The organism is Microvirga sp. CF3062 (assembly GCF_036314045.1).
In the GTDB taxonomy this organism is placed as follows: Bacteria; Pseudomonadota; Alphaproteobacteria; order Rhizobiales; family Beijerinckiaceae; genus Microvirga.
The window spans coordinates 325,517-347,553 of sequence record NZ_JAYGGN010000003.1 but is presented as its reverse complement, the minus strand read 5'-3'; the positions used below and the strand labels follow the sequence as shown (position 1 = coordinate 347,553).

21 protein-coding genes are annotated in these 22,037 nt (G+C 65.4%); 13 read left to right on the top strand and 8 right to left on the bottom strand.

Annotation, left to right across the window (positions count from 1 at the left end; genetic code table 11):
* Window positions 1-126: 126 nt before the first annotated feature.
* Window positions 127-1,677 carry an L-piperidine-6-carboxylate dehydrogenase gene (gene amaB / locus VB618_RS07810; RefSeq protein ID WP_329796030.1) on the top strand — a complete coding sequence of 517 codons (1,551 nt, stop codon included), beginning with the start codon at window positions 127-129 and terminating at the stop codon, window positions 1,675-1,677.
* 77 nt (window positions 1,678-1,754) lie between these two features.
* Entirely contained in the window at window positions 1,755-3,434 is a 1,680-nt protein-coding gene (locus VB618_RS07805) for a thiamine pyrophosphate-binding protein (protein ID WP_329796029.1), read from the top strand.
* A gap of 251 nt (window positions 3,435-3,685) precedes the next feature.
* On the opposite strand, the gene tal is transcribed toward VB618_RS07805, so the two are convergent.
* Entirely contained in the window at window positions 3,686-4,657 is a 972-nt protein-coding gene (gene tal / locus VB618_RS07800) for a transaldolase (RefSeq protein ID WP_329796028.1), read from the bottom strand.
* A 184-nt stretch (window positions 4,658-4,841) separates the two neighbouring features.
* Window positions 4,842-5,732, bottom strand: a complete 891-nt coding sequence (locus VB618_RS07795; RefSeq protein WP_329796027.1) for a LysR family transcriptional regulator — start codon at window positions 5,730-5,732, stop codon at window positions 4,842-4,844.
* 115 nt (window positions 5,733-5,847) lie between these two features.
* Here VB618_RS07795 and VB618_RS07790 point away from each other — a divergent pair, with 115 nt between their 5' ends.
* The 7 genes from VB618_RS07790 to mmsB all read left to right on the top strand — a co-directional run bounded on the left by VB618_RS07790 (window position 5,848) and on the right by mmsB (window position 11,313).
* The gene (locus VB618_RS07790; protein WP_329796026.1) at window positions 5,848-7,344 is read left to right on the top strand and encodes a CoA-acylating methylmalonate-semialdehyde dehydrogenase; all 1,497 of its coding nucleotides are present in this window, start codon (window positions 5,848-5,850) and stop codon (window positions 7,342-7,344) included.
* A gap of 62 nt (window positions 7,345-7,406) precedes the next feature.
* Window positions 7,407-7,799: a DUF7662 domain-containing protein gene (locus VB618_RS07785; RefSeq protein WP_329796025.1), complete on the top strand. Its 393-nt coding sequence runs from the start codon at window positions 7,407-7,409 to the stop codon at window positions 7,797-7,799.
* The gene (locus VB618_RS07780; RefSeq protein ID WP_329796024.1) at window positions 7,800-8,210 is read left to right on the top strand and encodes a type II toxin-antitoxin system VapC family toxin; all 411 of its coding nucleotides are present in this window, start codon (window positions 7,800-7,802) and stop codon (window positions 8,208-8,210) included.
* 45 nt (window positions 8,211-8,255) lie between these two features.
* Window positions 8,256-9,407 (top strand): isobutyryl-CoA dehydrogenase, encoded by a 1,152-nt coding sequence (locus tag VB618_RS07775; RefSeq protein WP_329796023.1) that lies wholly within the window; start codon window positions 8,256-8,258, stop codon window positions 9,405-9,407.
* Between the two features lie 210 nt (window positions 9,408-9,617).
* Window positions 9,618-9,995 (top strand): DUF5367 family protein, encoded by a 378-nt coding sequence (locus tag VB618_RS07770; RefSeq protein WP_329796022.1) that lies wholly within the window; start codon window positions 9,618-9,620, stop codon window positions 9,993-9,995.
* Window positions 9,992-10,426, top strand: a complete 435-nt coding sequence (locus tag VB618_RS07765; RefSeq protein WP_329796021.1) for a DUF4267 domain-containing protein — start codon at window positions 9,992-9,994, stop codon at window positions 10,424-10,426. The genes VB618_RS07770 and VB618_RS07765 overlap by 4 nt, the downstream gene beginning before the upstream one ends.
* Window positions 10,423-11,313 (top strand): 3-hydroxyisobutyrate dehydrogenase, encoded by an 891-nt coding sequence (mmsB, locus tag VB618_RS07760; protein WP_329796020.1) that lies wholly within the window; start codon window positions 10,423-10,425, stop codon window positions 11,311-11,313. The genes VB618_RS07765 and mmsB overlap by 4 nt, the downstream gene beginning before the upstream one ends.
* On the opposite strand, the gene VB618_RS07755 is transcribed toward mmsB, so the two are convergent.
* Window positions 11,310-12,452: an FAD-dependent oxidoreductase gene (locus VB618_RS07755; RefSeq protein ID WP_329796019.1), complete on the bottom strand. Its 1,143-nt coding sequence runs from the start codon at window positions 12,450-12,452 to the stop codon at window positions 11,310-11,312. The genes mmsB and VB618_RS07755 overlap by 4 nt on opposite strands.
* A gap of 115 nt (window positions 12,453-12,567) precedes the next feature.
* Between VB618_RS07755 and VB618_RS07750 the strand changes: the two genes are divergently transcribed.
* A complete protein-coding gene (locus VB618_RS07750) occupies window positions 12,568-13,779 on the top strand; it encodes a peptide ABC transporter permease (RefSeq protein WP_329796018.1) in 1,212 nt (403 codons plus the stop codon).
* A gap of 89 nt (window positions 13,780-13,868) precedes the next feature.
* Complete coding sequence (locus tag VB618_RS07745) at window positions 13,869-15,038, top strand: M20 aminoacylase family protein (RefSeq protein ID WP_329796017.1); 1,170 nt, start codon at window positions 13,869-13,871, stop codon at window positions 15,036-15,038.
* A 38-nt stretch (window positions 15,039-15,076) separates the two neighbouring features.
* On the opposite strand, the gene ribA is transcribed toward VB618_RS07745, so the two are convergent.
* Entirely contained in the window at window positions 15,077-16,189 is a 1,113-nt protein-coding gene (ribA, locus tag VB618_RS07740; protein WP_442931714.1) for a GTP cyclohydrolase II RibA, read from the bottom strand.
* A 249-nt stretch (window positions 16,190-16,438) separates the two neighbouring features.
* On the opposite strand from ribA, the gene VB618_RS07735 reads away from it, so the two are divergent.
* Entirely contained in the window at window positions 16,439-17,386 is a 948-nt protein-coding gene (locus VB618_RS07735) for a hypothetical protein (protein WP_329796015.1), read from the top strand.
* A gap of 33 nt (window positions 17,387-17,419) precedes the next feature.
* On the opposite strand, the gene VB618_RS07730 is transcribed toward VB618_RS07735, so the two are convergent.
* Window positions 17,420-18,427, bottom strand: coding sequence for a DMT family transporter (locus VB618_RS07730; RefSeq protein ID WP_329796014.1), 1,008 nt, complete (start codon window positions 18,425-18,427; stop codon window positions 17,420-17,422).
* 69 nt (window positions 18,428-18,496) lie between these two features.
* Entirely contained in the window at window positions 18,497-19,240 is a 744-nt protein-coding gene (locus VB618_RS07725) for a hypothetical protein (RefSeq protein ID WP_329796013.1), read from the bottom strand.
* A 216-nt stretch (window positions 19,241-19,456) separates the two neighbouring features.
* Here VB618_RS07725 and VB618_RS07720 point away from each other — a divergent pair, with 216 nt between their 5' ends.
* A complete protein-coding gene (locus VB618_RS07720) occupies window positions 19,457-19,708 on the top strand; it encodes a hypothetical protein (RefSeq protein ID WP_329796012.1) in 252 nt (83 codons plus the stop codon).
* A 1-nt stretch (window position 19,709) separates the two neighbouring features.
* Here the strand turns inward: VB618_RS07720 and VB618_RS07715 are convergent, their stop codons facing one another.
* Window positions 19,710-21,488: an SLC13 family permease gene (locus tag VB618_RS07715; RefSeq protein ID WP_329796011.1), complete on the bottom strand. Its 1,779-nt coding sequence runs from the start codon at window positions 21,486-21,488 to the stop codon at window positions 19,710-19,712.
* Window positions 21,489-21,563: 75 nt separating this feature from the next.
* Window positions 21,564-22,028, bottom strand: coding sequence for a CAP domain-containing protein (locus VB618_RS07710; RefSeq protein WP_329796010.1), 465 nt, complete (start codon window positions 22,026-22,028; stop codon window positions 21,564-21,566).
* Between the last annotated feature and the right edge of the window lie 9 nt (window positions 22,029-22,037).

The following is a 22,037-nucleotide window of genomic DNA, read 5'->3' as shown; positions in this document are numbered from 1 at the left end:
GCAGTTCACTGCTTGTCCGAAAATGCTTTAAGACGGTGGCCTGACAGCCGCCGTCGTTTCGTTCCAAGGACAAGCGATGGCCAGGGCTCTATGCTGAGCCCGAGCCCGCATCAAGGGAGATTAACCATGACCGCGAGCCTGAAACCCGTATCCGCCGCGCCCGCCTCCGTTGCGGAAGAAGCCCGCGCCATTCTCGCGCGCCTCGGCGTGCCCGAGAGCGCCTTCGCGTCCGGCGGCCGCCCCGCCCGCTCGCCGATCACCGGCGAGGTGATTGCCCACGTGCGCGAGACCACCCCGGATGAGGCCAAGGCCGCCATCGGCCGGGCGGATGCTGCCTTCAAGGCATGGCGCAAGATCCCGGCACCCCGGCGCGGCGAGTTCATCCGCCTGCTCGGCGAGGAGCTGCGCGCCAACAAGGACGACCTCGGCCGCCTCGTGACCCTGGAAGCCGGCAAGATCGTTTCCGAAGGCCTCGGCGAAGTGCAGGAGATGATCGACATCTGCGATTTCGCCGTCGGTCTCTCGCGCCAGCTCTACGGGCTCACCATCGCCACCGAGCGCGCCGATCACCGCATGATGGAAACCTGGCATCCGCTCGGCGTCTGCGGCGTAATCTCCGCCTTCAACTTCCCCGTGGCCGTGTGGTCCTGGAACGCGGCGCTCGCGCTCGTGTGCGGTGACTCGGTCGTGTGGAAGCCCTCGGAAAAGACCCTGCTCACGGCGCTCGGCACCCATGCCATCATGGAGCGCGCGGCCAAGCGCTTCGGCGGCGTGCCGGAGGGCCTGTGCGAGGTGCTGCTCGGCGGCCGCGAGGTCGGCGAGATTCTCGTGGAAGATCACCGCGTGCCGATCCTCTCAGCGACCGGCTCCACCGCCATGGGCCGTCAGGTCGGCCCGAAGCTCGCCGAGCGCTTTGCCCGCGCGATCCTGGAGCTCGGCGGCAACAACGCCGCGATCGTTGCTCCTTCCGCCGATCTCGATCTGGCGCTGCGCGGCATCGCGTTTGCCGCCATGGGCACGGCCGGACAGCGCTGCACGACGCTGCGCCGCCTCTTCGTGCATGAGAGCGTCTATGACCAGCTCGTGCCGCGTCTCGCGAAGGTGTATGGCAGCGTGAAGATCGGCGATCCGCGCGAGCCCGGCACCTTGGTCGGCCCGCTGATCGACAAGGCCGCGTTCGACGGCATGGAGCGCGCGCTCGATGAAGCTCGCGCCGCTGGCGGCAAGGTGCATGGCGGCGGACGCTACACCGACGTGGCAGGCGACGGCATTTATGCCCGTCCCGCCCTCGTGGAGATGCCGAGCCAGACCGGCCCGGTAACGCGCGAGACCTTCGCGCCGATCCTCTACGTGATGCGCTATTCGAGCTTCGACGAGGTGATCGCGCTCCACAACGCGGTGGGGGCCGGCCTCTCCTCCTCGATCTTCACGCTCAACATGCGCGAGGCCGAGGCCTTCATCTCAGCGACGGGCTCCGATTGCGGCATCGCCAACGTGAATATCGGCCCCTCGGGCGCCGAGATCGGCGGCGCGTTCGGCGGCGAGAAGGAGACGGGCGGCGGACGTGAATCCGGCTCGGATTCCTGGAAGGCTTACATGCGCCGCGCCACCAATACGGTCAATTACGGCAACACGCTTCCGCTCGCCCAGGGCGTGAAGTTCGACGTGGACGCCTGATCGTCTGGACCCATCCAGCGGAGGGCAGAAATGCCCTCCGTTTTGCTATCTAAACCCTCTTACATCGCGAGCCTTCCATGACAGCGCCCTCCCGCACCGGCGGCCAGATTCTTGTCGATCAGCTGACTCTGCACGGAGTCGATCACATCTTCTGCGTTCCGGGCGAGAGCTATCTCGCGGCGCTCGATGCGCTGCATGACGCGAACATCGCCATCACGGTCTGCCGCCAGGAAGGCGGCGCGGCCATGATGGCGGAAGCCTACGGCAAGCTCACAGGCCGCCCCGGCATCTGCTTCGTCACCCGCGGCCCCGGCGCGACCAACGCTTCGCCCGGCATCCACATCGCCAAGCAGGACTCGACGCCGATGATCCTGTTCGTCGGCCAGATCGAGCGCGGCATGCGCGAGCGCGAGGCGTTCCAGGAACTCGACTACCGCGCTGCCTTCGGCCCGCTCGCTAAATGGGCCACGGAGGTGGACGATCCGGCACGCTTCCCTGAAATCGTCTCCCGCGCTTTCCATGTGGCGACGTCCGGCCGGCCCGGCCCGGTCGTGATCGCGCTGCCGGAAGACGTGCTCACCGAGATGGCCGCCGTCGCCGACGCACCGCGCTATCAGGTGATCGAGACCCATCCGGGGCCCGCGCAGATGGCGGAGCTGCAGAAGCTCCTCCACGGCGCGAAGAACCCGGTGGCATTACTCGGCGGCAGCCGCTGGTCGGACGTCGCGGTGCAGCGCTTCGTGCGCTTTGCCGAGCGCTTCGAGTTGCCGGTCGCCTGCACGTTCCGTCGCCAGATGCTGTTTCCTGCCGACCATGCTTCTTACATCGGCGATCTCGGCCTCGGCGTGAACCCGAAGCTGTTGGCGCGCATCAAGGATGCGGATCTCGTCCTGCTCGTCGGCGGGCGCCTCTCGGAAATTCCGAGCCAGGCCTACACGCTGCTCGACATTCCGGCGCCGAAGCAGACCTTGGTGCACATCCATCCCGATTCGAGTGAACTCGGCCGGGTCTATGCTCCGCATCTCGCCATCAACGCCTCACCCAATGCCTTCACGGCAGCGCTCGAGGGCGTGCATCCGTCGGCCTCCCTTCCCTGGAGCGAAGGCACGAAGACGGCGCATGAGAGCTATCTGGCCTGGAGCGATCCTGGCGAGATCCGTCATCCCGGTGCCCTGCAGATGGGCCAGGTGATGCGGCATCTGCGCGAGGTGATGCCGACCGACACGATCTTCTGCAACGGCGCGGGCAATTTTGCCACCTGGGTGCACCGCTTCTGGCCCTTCCGCGAATACGGCACGCAGCTTGCCCCCACCTCCGGCTCCATGGGCTACGGCGTTCCGGCGGCGGTCGGCGCCAAGCGCCTGCGGCCCGACAGCCCGGTGGTGGTGTTTGCCGGCGACGGCGACTTCCTCATGAACGGGCAGGAATTCGCCACCGCGGTGCAATACGACCTGCCGATCCTGGTGGTGCTGCTCGACAACGGCATGTACGGCACGATCCGCATGCACCAGGAGCGGGACTATCCCGGCCGCGTCTCGGCCACCATGCTGCAGAATCCGGACTTCGCGGCCTACGCCCGCGCCTTCGGCGGCTATGGCGAGCGCGTCGAGCTGACGGAGGATTTCGCCCCGGCCCTCCAGCGGGCGCTCACCTCCAGCAAGCCCGCGATCCTGCACTGCATCCTCGACCCGGAAGCAATCACGCCTAGCATGTCGCTCTCGGCGATCCGAGAGAAGGCGCTGGCGGAGAAGAAGTAAGAACGCCATGAAACGCGTGTCATCCCGGACGAAGCGCAGCGCAGATCCGGGATCGGATGCAGGATAGAGCGCTCACTCCCTTTCCCTGAGGGAGAGGGTTGGGGTGAGGGGTTACAGGTTCATCCGGAGAGGACGCTAACCCCTCACCCGCGCCTCCGGCGCGACCTCTCCCACAAGGAGAGGTGAACAGCGCCACCTTCGTCCCGCGATCCCGGATCGGCTTGCGCCGTTCGGGATGACGCTTCTTCGATTTACGCCGCCTTCGCCTCATCGAGCCGCTGCGCCACGAGTGTCCGCAAGGATCGCAAATCCTTCACGAAGGAGCGGATGCCCTCCGAGAGCTTTTCCGTCGCCATCGCATCCTCGTTCAGCGCGAAGCGGAAGCTCTTCTCGTCAGTGCGCGGCAGGGGAGCGATTGTCTCGACACCCTCAGGCGAGAGCTTGCGCGGCAGCTCGCCCTGCGAACCTGCCAGCTCGTCGAGGAGCGCGGGCGAGATTGTGAGACGGTCGCAGCCCGCAAGCGCCTCGATCTCTCCCATGTTGCGGAAGGACGCGCCCATCACCACCGTCTTGATGCCTTGCGCCTTGTACGAGGCATAGATCTTGCGCACGGAGAGCACGCCGGGATCGGTTTCGCCCGTATAGGGGCCGCCGCCCGCCTTCACGTGCCAGTCGAGGATGCGGCCGACGAAGGGCGAGATCAGGAACACGCCGGCCTCCGCGCAGGCCTGGGCCTGCACTTGGCTGAAGAGAAGCGTCAGGTTGCAGTCGATGCCTTCCTTCTGGAGCACTTCCGCCGCGCGGATGCCCTCCCAGGTAGCGGCGATCTTGATGAGGATGCGCTCGCGCCCGATGCCGCGCTCCTCGTAGGCCTTGATGATAGCCCGCGCCTTGGCGAGTGTGGCCTCCGTGTCGAAGGAGAGGTCCGCATCGACCTCCGTCGACACGCGGCCCGGCACGATGCCGGCGAGCTCCGCGCCGAACGCCACGGCGAGCCGGTCGCAGATCGCCGTGACAACGCCCTCGTGGGAGCCCCCTTGGGAGCGGCCCCAGGCGAGCGCCTCGTCGACGATGTGGCCATAGGCCGGGGTCTCGACCGCCTTCAGGAGCAGGGTCGGGTTGGTGGTGCAGTCCTGGGGCTTCAGGCGGCGCACCGCATCGAGGTCGCCCGTATCGGCGACGACGACCGTCATGGCGCGCAATTGGTCGAGCTTGGAGGGCATCGGGATCTCCGTGGGTTTTGTTTGATGCTGACTTAGTCGCTTGAGACGCCCGCGTGAAGGGCCAAAGCCTCACCCTTGCTGTCATTCCCGGCCGGAGCGCAGCGGAGGGGAAGGGAATCCATAGCACTGCGCCTGATCATGGATCCCCTTCCCTCACTTCGCTCGCCGGGGATGACATGGGGTGTCACATGAACAGCCCCCGGTTCGCCCGCACCCGGCTCAGGATGAAGGAATAGACCTCCTCCACGCGCCGGAGGTTCCTGACATCCGCATGGGTCACGAGCCAGTAGGTGCGAAGATACGAGATGTCCGGCAGCACCACCTCGAGTTCCGGGAAGGACCGCACCGCGTAGTCGTGCAGGATACCGATGCCGATTCCGGCCCGCACGGCCTCGGCTTGCGCCACCACGCTGGCGCATTCGAACCGACGGGAGGTGAATTTCTCGATTGCGGAGAAATAATCGAGCACCGGGCTGTAGAGCAGGTCCGCCACGTAGGTCACGAGGGTTTTGCCTGAGAGATCCGCCAGCTCCGTCACCGGACCGTGCCGCTCAAGATAATCCTTCGAGGCGTAGAGCCTCAGCCGGTAATCCGTGAGCTTGCGCGAGACAAGGCGGCCTTCCGTTGGCTGCTCCAGGGTCACGGCGATATCGGCCTCGCGCTTGGACAGCGAGAAGGTGCGCGGCAGTGCCACGAGTTGGAGGGTCAACCCCGGATGCCGCTCGGCGAGCGCGCCCAGCTCGGGAGCCAGAAAATAGGTGCCGATCCCGTCCGGCGCGCCGATGCGCACGGTGCCCGTGAGTGCGAGATCCGCGCCGCCGAGTTCGCTCGCCACCGCCAGCGCCTGGGTCTCCATGGTCTCCGCGTGCTTCAGCAGCCGCTCGCCTGGCTCGGTGAGGGTGTAGCCTTGCGGGCTGCGCTCGAAGAGCTTGGCCTTGAGCGATGCCTCTAAGGCCGAGATGCGGCGGGACACGGTGGTGTGGTCCGCCTCAAGGTGCCGGGCAGCCGCCGTCAACCGGCCGGCGCGGGCGACGGCCAGGAAGAAGCGGAGATCGTCCCAATCGAATGCGCTCATGGCCCCCTTCGTATTGGTGTTTTCGCACAACGGTGCTTCAGCTTCACCCATAGTCGTGCGATTTCAACAATGATAGAAGAGGGCTACGAAAAACATCCCCAGGAGGAGAGACGCCATGCGCGAGGTCGGACATTTCGTCGGCGGCAAGCAGGTTGCCGGTAAATCGGGACGCACCACCGAATTCTTCCAGCCCATGACCGGCGAGGTTTTGGGCCGGGTCGCGCTGGCGTCCAAGGACGAGCTGCACCAGGCCGTGGAGAACGCCAAGGCCGCCCAGCCGGCCTGGGCCGCCACCAACCCGCAACGCCGCGCCCGCGTGATGATGAAGTTCCTCGAACTCATCGCCAAGGAGATGGATCCGCTGGCCGAGATGCTGGCCCGCGAGCACGGCAAGACCATCGTCGACGCCAAGGGCGACATCCAGCGTGGTGTCGAGGTGGCGGAATTCTGCACTGGCATTCCGCACCTGCTCAAGGGCGAGTTCACGGAAGGCGCCGGCCCCGGCATCGACATGTACTCGATCCGCCAGCCGCTCGGCGTAGTGGCGGGCATCACGCCGTTCAACTTCCCCGCCATGATCCCCCTGTGGAAGCTCTCGCCGGCGATTGCCTGCGGCAACGCCTTCATCCTCAAGCCCTCCGAGCGCGATCCGGGCGTGCCGATGCGCCTGGCCGAGCTCATGATGGAGGCGGGCCTTCCGGCCGGCATCCTCAACGTGGTCAACGGCGACAAGGAGGTGGTGGACGCGATCCTCGACGATCCGGACATCAAGGCCGTGGGCTTCGTCGGCTCCTCGCCGATCGCGCAATACGTCTATTCCCGCGCCACCGCCAACGGCAAGCGCGCCCAGTGCTTCGGCGGCGCCAAAAACCACATGATCATCATGCCCGACGCCGATCTCGATCAGGCGGCGGACGCACTCATCGGCGCGGGCTATGGCTCGGCGGGCGAGCGCTGCATGGCGATCTCGGTCGCAGTGCCGGTCGGCCGGGCCACCGCGGACGCGCTCATGGACAAGCTGATCCCGCGCGTCGAGACCCTTAAAGTGGGCCCTTCCACCGACCCGTCAGCCGATTTCGGCCCGATGATCACCAAGGCACACATGGAGAAGGTGCGCTCCTATGTGGATATCGGCGTGCAGGAAGGCGCCAAGCTCGTGGTCGACGGCCGCGACTTCAAGATGCAGGGCTACGAGAACGGCTTCTACATGGGCGGCTGCCTCTTCGACGAGGTGACGACCGACATGCGCATCTACAAGGAAGAGATCTTTGGGCCCGTCCTCTCCGTGGTGCGCGCCAAGGACTATGAGGACGCCCTGCGTCTTCCCTCCGATCACGAATACGGCAACGGCGTCGCGATCTACACCCGCGACGGCGACGCCGCCCGCGACTTTGCCTCCCGGGTGAATGTGGGCATGGTCGGCATCAACGTGCCGATCCCGGTGCCGCTCGCCTACTACACCTTCGGCGGCTGGAAGGCCTCCGGCTTCGGCGACCTCAACCAGCATGGCCTGGATGCAGTGCGGTTCTACACCAAGACGAAGACCGTCACCTCCCGCTGGCCGTCGGGCATCAAGGAAGGCGCGGAATTCTCCATTCCGACGATGAAGTAACTATTCTTGACAGCGTAGTAACTATGTGTAACTATTAGTTACTACGCTGTCAGGAGAATGCCGTGTCGAAATACGAGCCACTGAAGCGTCACCTCGCGACTTTGCCTGTTCCGGTGTGGCGCACCAGCTTTAGGGAAATCGAGCGTATCCTCGGCTTTCCCCTGCCTCCTTCTTCACGCCGGCACCGTGCGTTGTGGTCGAACAACCCTCAAAACCATGTGATGACCAAAGCATGGCTGAACGCCGGCTGGCTCACCGAGCAGGTCGATCTTGAGAAAGAGGAGCTCGTCTTTCGCAAAACCGGCTCCGGTGGGAATGGAAACCCCTCGGCGGGATCACCCCCGGCAGCGAAGTCTCCCTTCGCAGGTTTGAAGGGAACGGTCCGTATCCACGCGGACTTCAACATCACTGAACCGACCGGGGAGGAATGGTCTGCCGAGCGTGGAATTCTCTAAGTGGCGACCCTTCTTCTCGATACCTGCGCCGTGCTCTGGATCGCCAATGGCGAAGAGATTTCAGAGAATTGTCGACAAGCCGTTGACGAGGCCGCGCAAGCGGACAAGATCCTGATCTCTCCCATAACGGCATGGGAGATCGGAACCCTTGTGCGGAAAGGCAGAATTGCTTTGAGCATGGCACCTGATGTTTGGTTCGAGGCTGCTCTCGCCTTGCCCGGGATGAGGTTGGCTCCGATGCCTCCGCGCACGCTGATTGCATCCGCCTTTCTGCCAGGTACGCCACCGGCAGATCCTGCCGACAGGATCATCGCCGCAACAGCGCGAGCCGAGGATCTCATCCTCGTGACCCGAGACCGGAAACTCCTATCCTACGGCGAGGAGGGGCACGCTCGTGTCCTTGCCTGCTGATCGAACGATAATACTTGGCCGCCACTCCAGCTGTGCGGGATTGAAATGACCCAGTTCTCTCTGACAGACGATCAAATCGCCGTCCGCGACATGGCGCTGACCTTCGCGGCGGACAACCTCGCGCCCCATGCCCTCGAATGGGACGAGAAGAAGCATTTTCCCGTGGATGTGATGCGGGAGGCGGCTGCCCTCGGCATGGCGGCGATCTACACCCGCGACGACGTCGGCGGATCGGGCATGACGCGGCTCGACGCGGCGCTGATCTTCGAGGCGCTTGCCACCGGCTGCCCGGCGATCTCGGCTTATCTGTCGATCCACAACATGGCGGCCTGGATGATCGATCGCTACGGCTCGGACGAGCAGCGGAGCCGCTACATCCCGCGCCTTGCCACCATGGAGCTGATCGCGAGCTATTGCCTCACCGAGCCGGGCTCGGGCTCGGATGCTGCGGCGCTCAAGACCAAGGCGGTGCGCGACGGTGACCATTACATCGTCAACGGCGTGAAGCAGTTCATCTCGGGCGCCGGCACCTCGGACATCTACGTGACCATGGTGCGCACCGGCGAGGAAGGCGCCTCCGGCATCTCGACGCTGGTGATCGAGAAAGATATGCCGGGCGTGTCCTTCGGCGCGCAGGAAAAGAAGATGGGCTGGAACGCGCAGCCCACCGCGGCCGTGATTTTTGAAGACGTGCGCGTGCCCGTGGCCAACCGTCTGTCCGACGAGGGCATGGGCTTCAAGATCGCCATGTCGGGGCTTGATGGCGGGCGCATCAACATCGGCGCCTGCTCGCTCGGCGGCGCGCAGGCGGCCCTCGATAAGGCGCTCGCCTATACGGGCGACCGCAAGGCCTTCGGCAAGCGCATCGCGGATTTCCAGGCGCTGCAGTTCAAGCTCGCCGACATGGCGACCGAGCTCGAAGCGGCACGCACCTTCCTGTGGCGCGCAGCCTCGGCGCTGGACGCCAAGGCGCTCGATGCTACCAAGCTCTGCGCCATGGCCAAGCGCATGGCCACCGATGTGGGTTTCCAGGTGGCGAACGACGCGCTGCAGCTCCATGGCGGCTACGGCTATCTCGCCGATTACGGCGTGGAGAAGATCGTGCGCGACCTGCGCGTACATCAGATCCTGGAGGGCACCAACGAGATCATGCGCCTGATCGTGGCGCGCGATCTGGTGGGGCGCGGCAATCGGTGACGGGAGTTGTTCTCTCCATGCAAGCCCTCGTCCTGAGACGCGAGTTCATGAGGGAGGCTCGACACAGCCCTCCCCCCCCTTGTGGGGAGGAGTTGGAGGTGGGGGTGTGAGCGATCACCTCAGAAGGTCTGGCGCCAGCACCCCCACCCCTGGCCCCTCCCCACAAGGGGGAGGGAGATACCGCGTGCGCATCAGCATGGGGCGGGATTCATGAGCCTGTCTCTCAAATCGCTTCTCCTCGGCTTCGGCATCAGTGCTGCAATATTCGCGCTGTTCCATTTTGTCGGCCCCTGGTTCTTCCTTGATGGCCGCAGGCCCTTCCAGCTCAACTTCGCGGCAGGAGCCGCGCTCGGCCTCGTGCTGGGGCTGTTGATCCATCACGTTCTGCAAGTTTCCAGAAAAGCTGCGATCCATGCCATGGCGTTTGTCGCCGTTCCGGGCATGCTGATCATGGCCGCCGTCGGCTCGCATTTTGCGGTGTTCTTCCCGCGGCTCGATCCTGCCCTCGACAAGGTGTTCGGCTCGCTGATCCTGTGGTTCTACGGCTTCTCGCTCGCGGGAGCCCTGTGGGTGGCGCGGCGCGCATGACGAAGTGGAGCGAAGGATCGGGATTGGCACTGCGTGAGCCCAGCACATGGCTCGTGCTCGCCCTGTCGGGCGTGTTCGTGCTCTTGGGATTGCTGTTCATTTTCGCGCCACGCGCGGGCGCCGCCCTGTTTGGGATTGCAGCGCCGGAAGGGCTGGGCTTGCCCTATGTCTCGGCCATCGGCCTGCGCGATCTTGCCTTCGGTGCCTATCTTGCCGCGTTGTCCCGCCTGTCGACGCGACGTGCGGTCGGCACGGTGCTCGGCCTGACGGTGCTCATCCCGGCAGGCGACGTCATTCTTGTCTTTCTGGAACGGGGCTTTGAGAGTCTGACACATCTTCTGCTGCATGCCGGCAGCGGCCTTGTCATGGCGGCAAGCGCATTGTGGCTGCTCGCGCAATCAACACACGACAACAAGGGAGGATTCTCATGACCAGCATCGCCTTCATCGGCCTCGGCAACATGGGCGGGCCCATGGCGGCCAATCTCGTCAAGGCCGGGCACAGCGTCACCGGCTTCGACCTGTCGCCCGCCTCCTGCGATCAGGCACGCAGCGACGGGGCGAGAATCGCCTCCTCGACCGTTGAAGCCGTCAAGGATGCCGAGATCGTCGTCACCATGCTGCCGGCCGGCAAGCACGTGCTCTCGGTCTGGACCGACATCCTGCCTGCGGTGAAGGAAGGCACGCTCCTCATCGACTGCTCCACAATCGATGTGGAGAGCGCGCGTAAAGCGCACAGCATGGCACGCGAGCAGAACCGCAATCTGACGAGCCTCGATGCGCCGGTCTCCGGCGGCGTCGGCGGCGCGAAGGGCGCAACGCTCACCTTCATGGCAGGCGGCGCGAAAGAGGCTTTCGACCGTGCCGAGCCGATCCTGTCCAGGATGGGCAAGAAGGTGGTTCATTGCGGCGAGCCGGGCGCCGGTCAGGCGGCGAAGATCTGCAACAACATGATTCTCGGCATTTCGATGATCGGCGTGGCGGAAGCCTTCGTCCTGGCCGAGAAACTCGGGCTCTCGCATCAGGCGCTCTTCGACGTCGCCTCCACCTCTTCGGGTCAGTGCTGGTCGCTCACCACCTATTGCCCCGTACCGGGGCCGGTGCCGACCTCGCCCGCGAACAACGACTACAAGCCGGGCTTCGCAGCGGCGTTGATGCTCAAGGATCTGAAGCTTGCTCAGGAAGCGGCGCTCGCCTCCGGCGCCTCGACGCCCCTCGGCGCGGAGGCCGCGCAGTTGTATGCGCTCTTCGCCAATGCCGGCCATGACGGCGATGATTTTTCCGGCATCATCAACTTCATCCGCGGGCAGAAGGGCTAAAGCTTGAACCGGCGCATGAAGCGCTGGTCGATGACATCCTTCAGCTGCCACGCGAGGCGGCCCTCGAAAGCCAAAAACCTGCCGCGCCCGCCGATGGCGCGGCCGTCACCGGTTGCGATCAGCAACAGGTGATCGCGCTGGGGGATGTAGGATTCCAAGACTTCGCCTCGCACAGCCCGTCGCAGGTTGCGGGCGAGCACCGGCCCCTGCCGCACGGCGAATACACCGGCCTTGGGGCGTGGATGCGACACCATGGTCGCGCAGTCACCGGCGGCGAAAACGGCCTCGTCGTTCAGGATCTGAAGCGTGGGGTCAACGGCAAGAAAGCCGCCCTCGTCCTTGGCCCAGTCCGTCGTGGCGAGCATAGGCGGCGGCGCGGCGTGGGTCGAAACCAGCACCGCATCGGCCGGCACGAACCTCCCGCTCGCGAGAGTCACACCATCATGAGCAATGCGAATCGCCGGATCCTCGGCATGGACCGCAATCCTGCGGCGCTTGAGCGCCCGCGCGATGCGCCTGCGCATGCCTGCGTTGATCCCCGGCGCCTCGGATGCGCCGATCAGCGACACCTCGATCGGATCGCTCACCCGCGCCGTAAAAAAAGCCTGAACCGCGAAGGCGAGGCAGATTCCGGCAGCCCCTCCGCCGACGATGACGAAACGACGAGGGCCGTTTGGCGCGAGGGCGCTGTCCACGAGCCGATCCCATTTTTCCAGCAGGTTGCCGATGGGCTTGACCGCGAGAGCATGCTCGTCCGCTCCGGCGATTCCCGACAGATCCGGCGTGATGCCCATATCGACGGAAAGGATGTCGTAAGCCAGTTCCTCGCCGCCCTTCAGCCGCACGCGCCGGTGAGCCCTGTCGAACCCGACAGCCTCGTCCAGGATCAAACTGGCGCCGGCGGCACGGGCGAGGCGTTGCAGGTCGATGTGGATCTCGTCCCTCGTATAGATCCCTGCCAAGTGCCCCGGCAGCATGCCCGAATACGGTGTCAGGGGGTCCTTGCTGACCAGCGTGATATCGAGGCCCGGCTCGGGATTGCGGGCGAAGGCCTCCAGAACCAGAACATGGGCGTGCCCGCCGCCGACCAGGAGGAGGTGCTTGCGGGCGGTCTTGGCGCTCGATGTCATGGAGGTCATGCTCTTCCGAGGGGACACAAAGGAACAGGATGTGTTGCACGACACCTACAGCTTTTGGTGACTTCGTCCATTAGGCTCCCGGTCCCGAACGTCCCAAGGTCGATTGCCCGCCCGCATGGTCCGCCCCGTTTCCCAGACGGCCCACCCTTCCGCCGATGCCGCCGCAATGCTGCGGCGTCTCGGCTTCGCGACGCTGTTTTTCGCCGTTCCCCTGGCGGCCCTGTTCACGCGGCGGGCCCTCGTGGTCATGGCGCCGCTCGCGGTCATTCTCCTCGTTTTGGCCTCGGTGCTGGACGGGAGCGCGAAGCATGCCCGGGATAAGATGCTGGCGCTCGCGACCTCCACCGGCGGGATCGCCGGGCTGGTCCTGCTGTTCTGGGCCGGGCTGTCCCTGGTCTGGACTCCCTTCCTGCCCGAGGCCTCCGAGCGCCTCTTCAATATCGCGGGCATGATTCTTATGGGGCTCGGCGGCTACCTGGCCGTTCCGGAACGGATGCGCGCGGCCAATCTCTATCTCTTGCCTGTCGGCGTGGGTCTGGCGGCCGTGATCAGCATTCCCCTGGCGCTCCGGGGCAGCAGCCGCTTCGACCCCGAGGGCCTCAGCCTCGAGCGCGGCATGCTCATGCTGGCCCTGCTGGTCTGGCCGGCGCTCGCCTGGCTCCATTCCCGTGGCAGGAACCTGGAAGCCGTCGCGCTGGCGCTTGCGGTCGCGGTTGCAGCCCTTCTCACACAGGAGGGACTGCCCCTCTACGGTCTTGCCGCCGGCGCCATCGTATTCGTTCTCACAGCGGCAAGTCCCAGGTTCGGCCCCCGACTGGTCGGTATGATCATGGCAGGCCTCCTGCTGTTCGCGCCGCTCCTGCCCTTTCTCCTCAAGCCTCTTGCGGCGGGCCTCTTCGGCGCACGGGCGCCGGTGACGGCAAGCCTCGAGGTCTGGCGCCAGATCGTTCTCAATGAGCCGATGCGGCTGCTGACGGGGCATGGGCTGGAAACTGCCCTGCGCGGGCGGTTCTTCGGCCTGGTTCCCCGGAATGCCCCCTCCACCTTGCTGTTCGAGATCTGGTACGAACTCGGCCTCGTAGGGGCCGTGGCCGGGAGCCTGCTGATCTACCGGGCCGTTGTGGGAATCCGGAGTCATCGCGCCACTGTTGCGCCCGGCATCATGGCGGCCTTTGCCTGTGCCTATGCCCTGGGCTGCCTCGGCATCGGCACAACGCAGGTCTGGTGGTTCACCGCCCTCGTGGTCCTTGTGCTGATTTTTGTGGCCATCGAGCGCGGGCAGTTCCGCACCACCCGTCCCAAGGCCGTCCTGCGCAAGAAGTTCTAAAGCCTGAGTGCTGGATTATGTAACGGTTGACGGAAGGCCCCTGCCTCTGCTTGGCTGAAGGTTCCTGCTTCTCTGCTCGAGGGTCCCTCATGCCGATCATCAACCGCGTCGCCGATCTCGCCGATGAAATCACCGTCTGGCGTCGCGACTTCCACGAAAACCCGGAACTCCTGTTCGACGTTCACCGCACCGCCGGAATCGTGGCCGAGAAGCTGAAGAGCTTCGGCTGCGACGAGGTCGTGACCGGCCTTGGTCGAACCGGGGTCGTCGGCGTGATCAAGGGCCGCACGAACAACTCCGGCAGGGCGATCGGCCTTCGCGCCGACATGGATGCCTTGCCCATCGAGGAGGCGACGAACGTTCCGCACACGTCCAAGGTTCCCGGCAAGATGCATGCCTGCGGCCATGATGGGCACACCGCCATGCTGTTGGGCGCCGCAAAGTATCTGGCCGAGACGCGCAATTTCGACGGCACCGCCGTGGTGATCTTCCAGCCGGCGGAAGAAGGCGGCGGCGGCGGCAACGAGATGGTGAAGGACGGCCTCATGGAGCGCTTCGGCGTGCAGGAGGTCTATGGCATGCACAACATGCCGGGCATTCCCGTGGGCCAGTTCGCAATCCGGGCCGGTGCCATGATGGCAGCAGCCGACCGGTTCACGATCACCATCGAAGGCAAAGGCGGCCACGCGGCGCGCCCGCATGACTGCATCGACCCGGTGGTGATCTCGGCCCAGGTGATCACGGCCCTGCAGACCATCGCCTCCCGCAACGCCGACCCGCTCGAATCCGTGGTGGTTTCCGTCTGCACCGTGAAGGCGGGCGAAGCCTTCAACGTGATCCCGCAGACGGCGATGCTGCTCGGCACCGTGCGCACCCTCTCGCCGGAGGTGCGCGACCTCGCCGAGACGCGCATCCGCGCCATCGTCGAGAACGTCTGCGCCGCCTTCGGGGCGAAAGCGGAGGTCGAATACGACCGCGGCTATCCGGTCACCATGAACGATCCCGACAAGACCGAGTTCATGGCCAGCGTCGCCCGTGCGGTGGCCGGCGAGAACGCCGTCGACACCACCATCCCGCCTCTCATGGGCGCGGAGGATTTTTCCTACATGCTGGAGCAGCGGCCGGGCGCCTACATCTTCCTCGGCAACGGCGACACGGCGGGCGTCCATCACCCGGCCTACGACTTCAACGACGAGGCGAGCCCCTACGGCGTCTCGCTCTGGGCGAAAATCGTCGAAGCCGGAATGCCGGCGCGATAAGCAAGAAACAATTGAAAGAAGGGTTGAGGCTGAAAGCCTCAATCCTTGCTCGAACAGGCGAGCATGCCCTCGAGATCGATGTAGTGCCCTGCCCGATCACGTTTGGCCGCGAGATAGCTCACGTTCTCGGCCGTGGGGCGGCCAAGAACGCGGTGATCGGAGATCACCTCAAGGCCGGCCTTGCTGAGGGCTATGATCTTCTCAGGGTTGTTGGTCATCAGCCGGACTTTGCCGATGCCAAGTGCCTTCAGCATGACGGCCGCGAAATCGAACCGGCGCTGATCCGCCTCGAAGCCTAGCACTTCATCGGCGTCATAGGTGTCGTAGCCCTGGGACTGGAGCTTGTAGGCCCTGATCTTGTTGGCGATTCCGTTCCCCCGCCCCTCCTGGTCGAGATAGAGCAGGATGCCGCCCTCGTTGTCGGCCATGAAGCGCACGGTGTTGCGCAGCTGGTCGCCGCAATCGCATTTGAGGCTGCCGAAGAGATCGCCCGTGAGGCAGGCCGAATGCAGCCGCACGGACACAGGCTTGGAGAGGTCCGGCTTGCCGACGATGATCGCCACCTGATCGCGCAGGCCCTCGCCGCCGCGAAACACCACGAATTCGCTGGTGGGGGCGCCCTCCAGAGGCACGGGTGCGCGGCTGACGATCGTCAGATCGGCCGCCTTGGCGCGCCGGTAGCCGCGGATCGCCTCGCCCGGAACGCGGATCAGGGACGGATCGATGTCGATCCCTGCGGCCAGCGGCACCACGATCACGGCTGGCAGGACCAGGGATAGGCGGGCAAGTTCCAGCGCCTCCTCATCGAGGGCGTCGGCGGCGCGAACCGGCGCATCGATGCGGCCGTCGACCTTAAGGGCCAGGGTTTCCACGCGGGTGCGGTCGACCACGGGCAGGGCCACGCGTCCGGGCGCCTCCCGCTCGAGGCCGAGGCGGCGAAGCCTTGCGGCCGGCAGGACGAGATGGGCATGGGAGCCTGCAACGGCCCCGAGTTCGGCGGCCCTGGTCTCGTCCAGATCCTCGACACCGATCACGAGCGCGCTGCCCGCGAGGCCGTCGATTACGACGGGTCGGGCGCTGCGGAACTCCATGATCGCCCGCTCGACCAGAGTCGAGGCGGGATTGTCGGACAGGCTCAAGGTCAGGCGCATCATCGAAAACTCGGGCAAACAGCCTCACATCTGGCGAAAAATCGGGTATTTCGGGGCTACACACCCCTCAAGCCACGCTTTGGTGCCGGTTGCACCCTAGCACAGGCCCCACCCGATCTCTAATGCCAGAGATGTGACATCTGCCATGCCGGATCAACAGGTCCTCGCGCAAACGTTCCCTGGCTCGACGGCATAGTCGGTCCGCGCTATCTACCAGCCCCGCTTGCGCAGACACAACGGACGATCTCCATGCTCCTTTCCCGGCTCATCGCCTTCGGTTTCCTCGGTCTTGCCAATGCGGCCGGTGCTGCCACCCTCGACGGCTTGGCGGTCGAGGTGACGAACACCAGCGAGCCGGTGCTCTGCGCCGAAAAGGACAATGTGGCGATCAACTTCGCGTCGCCTGATGTGCGCCACTTCCAGATCGAAGCCGTGCATCCGGCCTATATGGGCGCCCTGCAGCAAGACCGTTGGGAGCCGGACTGGACCGCCTGCGAGGACATTTCCGAGGAGACCTCCACCAAGCCGCACCCGACCATGTCGACTCTCTACGAGGACGGGAACGTGCGGATCATCGGCCTGTCCTTCACGGAGTTCTGGCGCCCGAGCGATGTGACCGTGACCATCGGGGCCAAGGCCGAGCGCAACATCCACATGCTCCAGCTGCTGAAGAAGCGCGGCGACAAGGCCGTGGAGGTGCTCGTGATCTATCCGGGCGACGGCTACTGGCGCATCAAGCCGCTGCCGCCCGGCCACCTGGACTGGACCTCCTACGGCTCATCCTTCCTGGTCGGCCCGGTGGAGTTCGACCAGCGGCCGGTGGTGAACCTGAAGGATGTCGCCTTCGACCCGCAGAGCATGACCTTCACGCTTGCTCTCGCCAAGGGCGGCAAGGCGACCGTCTCCATGAAAGCGCTCAACGAAGAGCGCATGACCCTCGACGTCGCCTTCGATCAGGCCGTCTCCGGCCTGCCCTTCGCGGGCCTGCGCTCCATGTACGTGACCGAGTTCAACGCGGACGTGGCGCGCATGGCCGTGCGGGAGGAAGGCGCCCGCTCCTGGCGAGAGGAGCCGATCATGAATTTTCAGGGCGGCAAGGCGACGGATGCCTGGATGGGCCGGCTCGTTCCCTCGCGCCACAACACCAGCGCGCCGGACATGATGTTCAATCGTTTCCGCGCGGCGCCAGCCCGTTAGCATCGGACCCAAAAGTGGAATGCACTTTTGGGGTCAATTCCGATGCTCCTTCTCTTGACCGGCGCATCCTTCAGGGCAGAAAACCGAGGCCACTTTTCTGCAGGATGCGCTGGCGCTGAACCGCGCCGTCACGGCCGACATCGCGCGGCCGTCGATCAGGATCAGTCCCGCTGCGATAAGGGCCATTCCGGCGATGTGCCGAGGGGCCAGCGTCTCACCGAGAACCAGCACGCCGAGCAGGATGGCACTGACCGGGATGAGGAAGGTCACGAGCCCCACATTCGTGGCGCCGGCCCGCGCCAGCAGCCGGAAGAAGATCAGATAGGCGAAGGCCGTCGAGACAAGGCCAAGCGCCACCATGGACAGAAGGGCGCCCGTGCTCGGCATGCTCAAGGTCCAAGGCCGGTCGACGATCAGCGCCACCGGCAGCAGGAGCGCGCTCGAGACGGTGACCTGCCCGGCAGCGGTCGCAAGCGGCGGAATTCCTAAGGTCTTGAAGCGCCGCCCGAAGACGCCGGAAAAGCCATAGGACAGGGCTGCGCCCAGCACTGCAAGCTGCGCCAGGATGCTGGCATCCCATGAAGCCATGGCCGCAACGCCGATCATCACCGCCACCCCGGCAAAGCCTACCAGGACGCCGGCGAATTTCTGGCCCGTAAGATGCTCGTCGTCCGTCAGGTAATGCGCGACGATCACGGTGAAGAGAGGCGTGGTCGCATTGAGAATGGAGGCAAGCCCGCTGGCGATGTGGCTCTGCCCCCAGACGATCAGCGTGAAGGGAATGACGTTGTTGAGGATCGACATGCCCAGAAAGGCACCCCAGGCCTGCCGAGTGCGCGGCAGGTGAAGACCCATGACCCTCAACACGATCAGCAGAGCCGCCGCTCCCATCACGACGCGGGACGCCACGATGGTCAGCGGAGGCAATTCCTTGACGGCAACCCCGACGAAGAGGAAGGAGCCGCCCCACACGACGGACAAGGCGATCAGGAGCGCCCAGTCGGACGCCGTCATGGTCTTGTGGATGGGTGCTTGTGTCATGCCCGTGCCCCTCTCTGTTGGAACGACGGATGACACAAGTTCAGGCCCTGGGCGACCCGTTTCCTGCGGTCAGGAGAGATCGTACCATTCGCCGTTGCTGCGGCAGGCCAGCATCTCGCCCGTCCGCCTGCTACCCTTCAACTCCCGCCTCACGAGGCGGCAGTCCATGCCGCCGAACATCGTCTCATCCACGGCCTTGATCGTAACTTTGCCGGAAGCTCCCGTCTGCGGGTTCTGCCATGCGGCGCTGCCCCTTCCAGGCTGGTCGAGAATCGACAGGATCGCCTGAGCCTCGGCTGGGCGGTCCGGATCGGGGACGAACTGTTCGGCGGCTCGCTGCGCCTCGGCCTGCGCGATACTGGCGCTCGCCTGGCCCCTCGCGCTCGCCATCGTCCCTGCGATCATGCCTGCGGTAACCGCCTTCTTGGCAAGCACAGGCACCGCGCCGACCAAGCCGACGCCGCCGGTCAAAGCACCGTCGACGGCAGCCTTTCCAACGGTCTGAGCCATGCCCGCCGCTTGGTCGGCCATCAGCTTGGTTGCCACTTGGTCGAAGCCTGCCAGATGATCCGGCCGCGCCGTGTTGCCGGCCGCGACATCCCTGAGGCGTAGCGCAAACGAGCTGAAATCCATGCTTGCGGAGGTCGCCTCCGGCTCAGCGCTCTGGGCCATGCTGACGGCGGCACCCGACAGCCCTGTCGGATCCAGGGCCGTCGCGGCCCCGACTGCGACCGATCCTGCCGTCGATTGGTTGCAGGCGGCCAAGGCCAACGCCACCACCACGATGCTTGCCCAGGCTGCGGCTTTCGTCATGATTCTCTCCGCACGTTTACGCTACGTAGTAACGTATGCGGACAGCCAAGAAAAGTGCATGAGCGGACCGCACCGGCCAAACTTGTCCACCGGTAAGATCGGTCGGCGATAAAGGTTTGGTTTACGACGATCGTAACGGGTTTCGCATCTTTACCCCACGTTCATGGCTTCAGGGCGAGCGTCTGGCTTACGATCTCTTCCTGTGTTGCGTTAGCCATGAGCCCGCCCATCTCTCACGAGCCTTCCTACAGCACGCGCCATCAGCCGGTGCGGTCGAGCTTCTGCGTGATGCCGCACGATCCGCGGCCGGCACGGAACGCCAGTTTCATCTTCGGCCGCTCGGATTCACGCTACCGCCCCCTCCTCAATCAGGAGGAACGGGACCGGCTTCACATCTGGGCCATGATCGTCGCTCTCTCGACATCGGCGGCGGGCACCACCCTGCTGCTCACCTCCTTCCTGCCCTGAGTCAGTTCAGCGGCCAGACCAGCATGATCAACGGGATGCCGATCACCACCACGATGATCGAGAGCGGCAGCCCAAGCCGCCAGTAATCGCCGAAACGGTAGCCGCCCGGCCCCATGACCAGGGTGTTGCACTGGTGCCCGATGGGCGTGAGGAAGTCGCAGGCAGCCCCAATCGCCACCGCCATCAGGAAGGCATCCGGCCTGAAGCCGAGCTGGCTGGCGAAGCTCGCCGCGATGGGCGCCATCACCAGCACGGTTGCGGCATTGTTGAGGAACGGCGTCACGGCCATGGCGGCCACCATGATCAACACGAGCGCTCCCGTCGGCGGCAGCATGTTGGCGGCCGATGAGAGCCAGCCGGCGATCAGGTCAGTTCCGCCCGTGGTGCGGATCGATTCGCTGACCGGGATCAGGGCGCCCAGCATCACGATGATCGGCCACTCGATAGTCTCGTAGGCCTCGCGCAGGGTGAGCGACCCGAACAGCACGAGCAGGACGCCTGCCCCGAAGAAGGCGATGGCCACCGGCAGGATATTGAAGGCGACCAGCACCATGGTGCCGGCCAGGATAAGGGCGGGCAGCAGGCTCCGGCGCGCGCTCCCCAGGCGGATCTCGCGCTCTGCGAGCGGCAGGCAGCCGATGTCGCGCAGGGTATCGGGCAGCCGCTTGAGATTGCCCTGGAGCACGATCACGTCGCCGGCTCTTAAGGTGATGGTGCGCAGCCGCTCCTTGAAGCGCTCGCCGCTGCGGCTCACCGCGATCAGATTGACGCCGAAGCGCTCGTAGAGGCCGATGCGCTCCGCCGACAGCCCGGTCAGCACGGAATTGGGCCCGACGATCGCCTCGATGGCGCCGATCTCGTCCGTGGCCTCGTCCGTCTCCGGCTGGTGATGGTCACGACTGAGCTTCAGCCCGGCCCGGGCGACGGCGCTCTCGAGGGCATCGGACTCGCCCTCCAGCATGAGCACGTCGTTCTCGCGAATGGTCGCATCCGGCAGAGGGCTCGAGCTGCGGGTCTCGTTGCGGATAATCGATGCGACCTTGACCTCGCCGTTGGCGAGCTTGTGCAGGTCCGCGACCGTCTGGCCGACCACATCGGACTCCGCCGTCACGCGGGCCTCGGTCACGTAATCCTTGATGTCGAGGGCGGCATCGAGGGATGCGGCTCCTTTGCGGCCCTGCGGCAGCAGGCGGTAGCCGAAGGCCAGGAACACCACGCCGGCGAGCGCGATGCCGAGACCCACGGGCGTGAAGTCGAACATGCCGAAGGGCTCGCCCAGCAGCTCCTCCCGGACCCGCGACACGATGATGTTGGGCGAGGTGCCCACCAGGGTCACGATGCCGCCCAAGAGCGAGCCGAAGGCCATCGGCATGAGGAAGCTGGAGGGCGGCGTGTTGGTGCGCCGCGCGATCTGGAACGCCACCGGGATCATCATGGCGAGCGCGCCGATGTTCTTCACGAAGGCGGACAGCACCGTCACCACGCCCACCAGCACCACGACCTGGATCTGCGTGGTGCGCAAATACGGCCCAACGCGGTTGAGGCCTGCTTCGAGAATGCCTGACTTCGCCACGGCCGCACTGACCAGGAGCGCGCTGGCCACGATAATGACGATGTCGTCGCTGAAGCCCTCGAACGCCTTGTCGGCCGGCACGACGCCGACCAGCACGGCCACGAGAAGCGAGAGGACCGCCACGAGATCGTAGCGGAAGCGTCCCCAGACGAAGAGCGCCATCATCCCGGCGACGATGGCAAAGGAAAGCATTTGCTGGTGGGTCATGGGGAGCGTGAAGCGAGAGGAACCGGAATCCTAACGCGTCACACCCCTATAAGTGCCGAGACTACTGCCTCAAGTCTATTGTCCGAGGACGAGCGCCCAGTAGCGGCCGTAGCGGTTGTCGGCATCCGCGCGGGCCAGGCCGATCCTGCGGGCCTGGGGCATCAGGAGATTGCTGTTGTGGCCGGGCGAGGCCTTCCAGCGGCTGATGGCGCCATCCACCGAGGACGAGCCCGCCGACAGGTTCTCGGCCGAATAGCCGCTGATCCCGTATTGATCCATGCGCTTGACGAAGCTGCCATGGCTGAGCCGGCCCGCAGCGGCCACGACCCGCGCCTGGTGCTCCGCCGCCTTGTTGAGGCGGGAATCCACCGTCACCGGGCTCAGGCCCTTCGACGCACGATAGGCCGAAATGAGGGCTGCCGCCTGGGCTGCATCGTTCGTGGAGCTCGCCAGGACGGCGTCTGTCGGCGTCAGCACTGAGTCGCCTGCGCAGCCGGCAAGTCCCAGCGCGATGAAGCCGGAGATGAAAAGAGCACGCATCGCATTCCC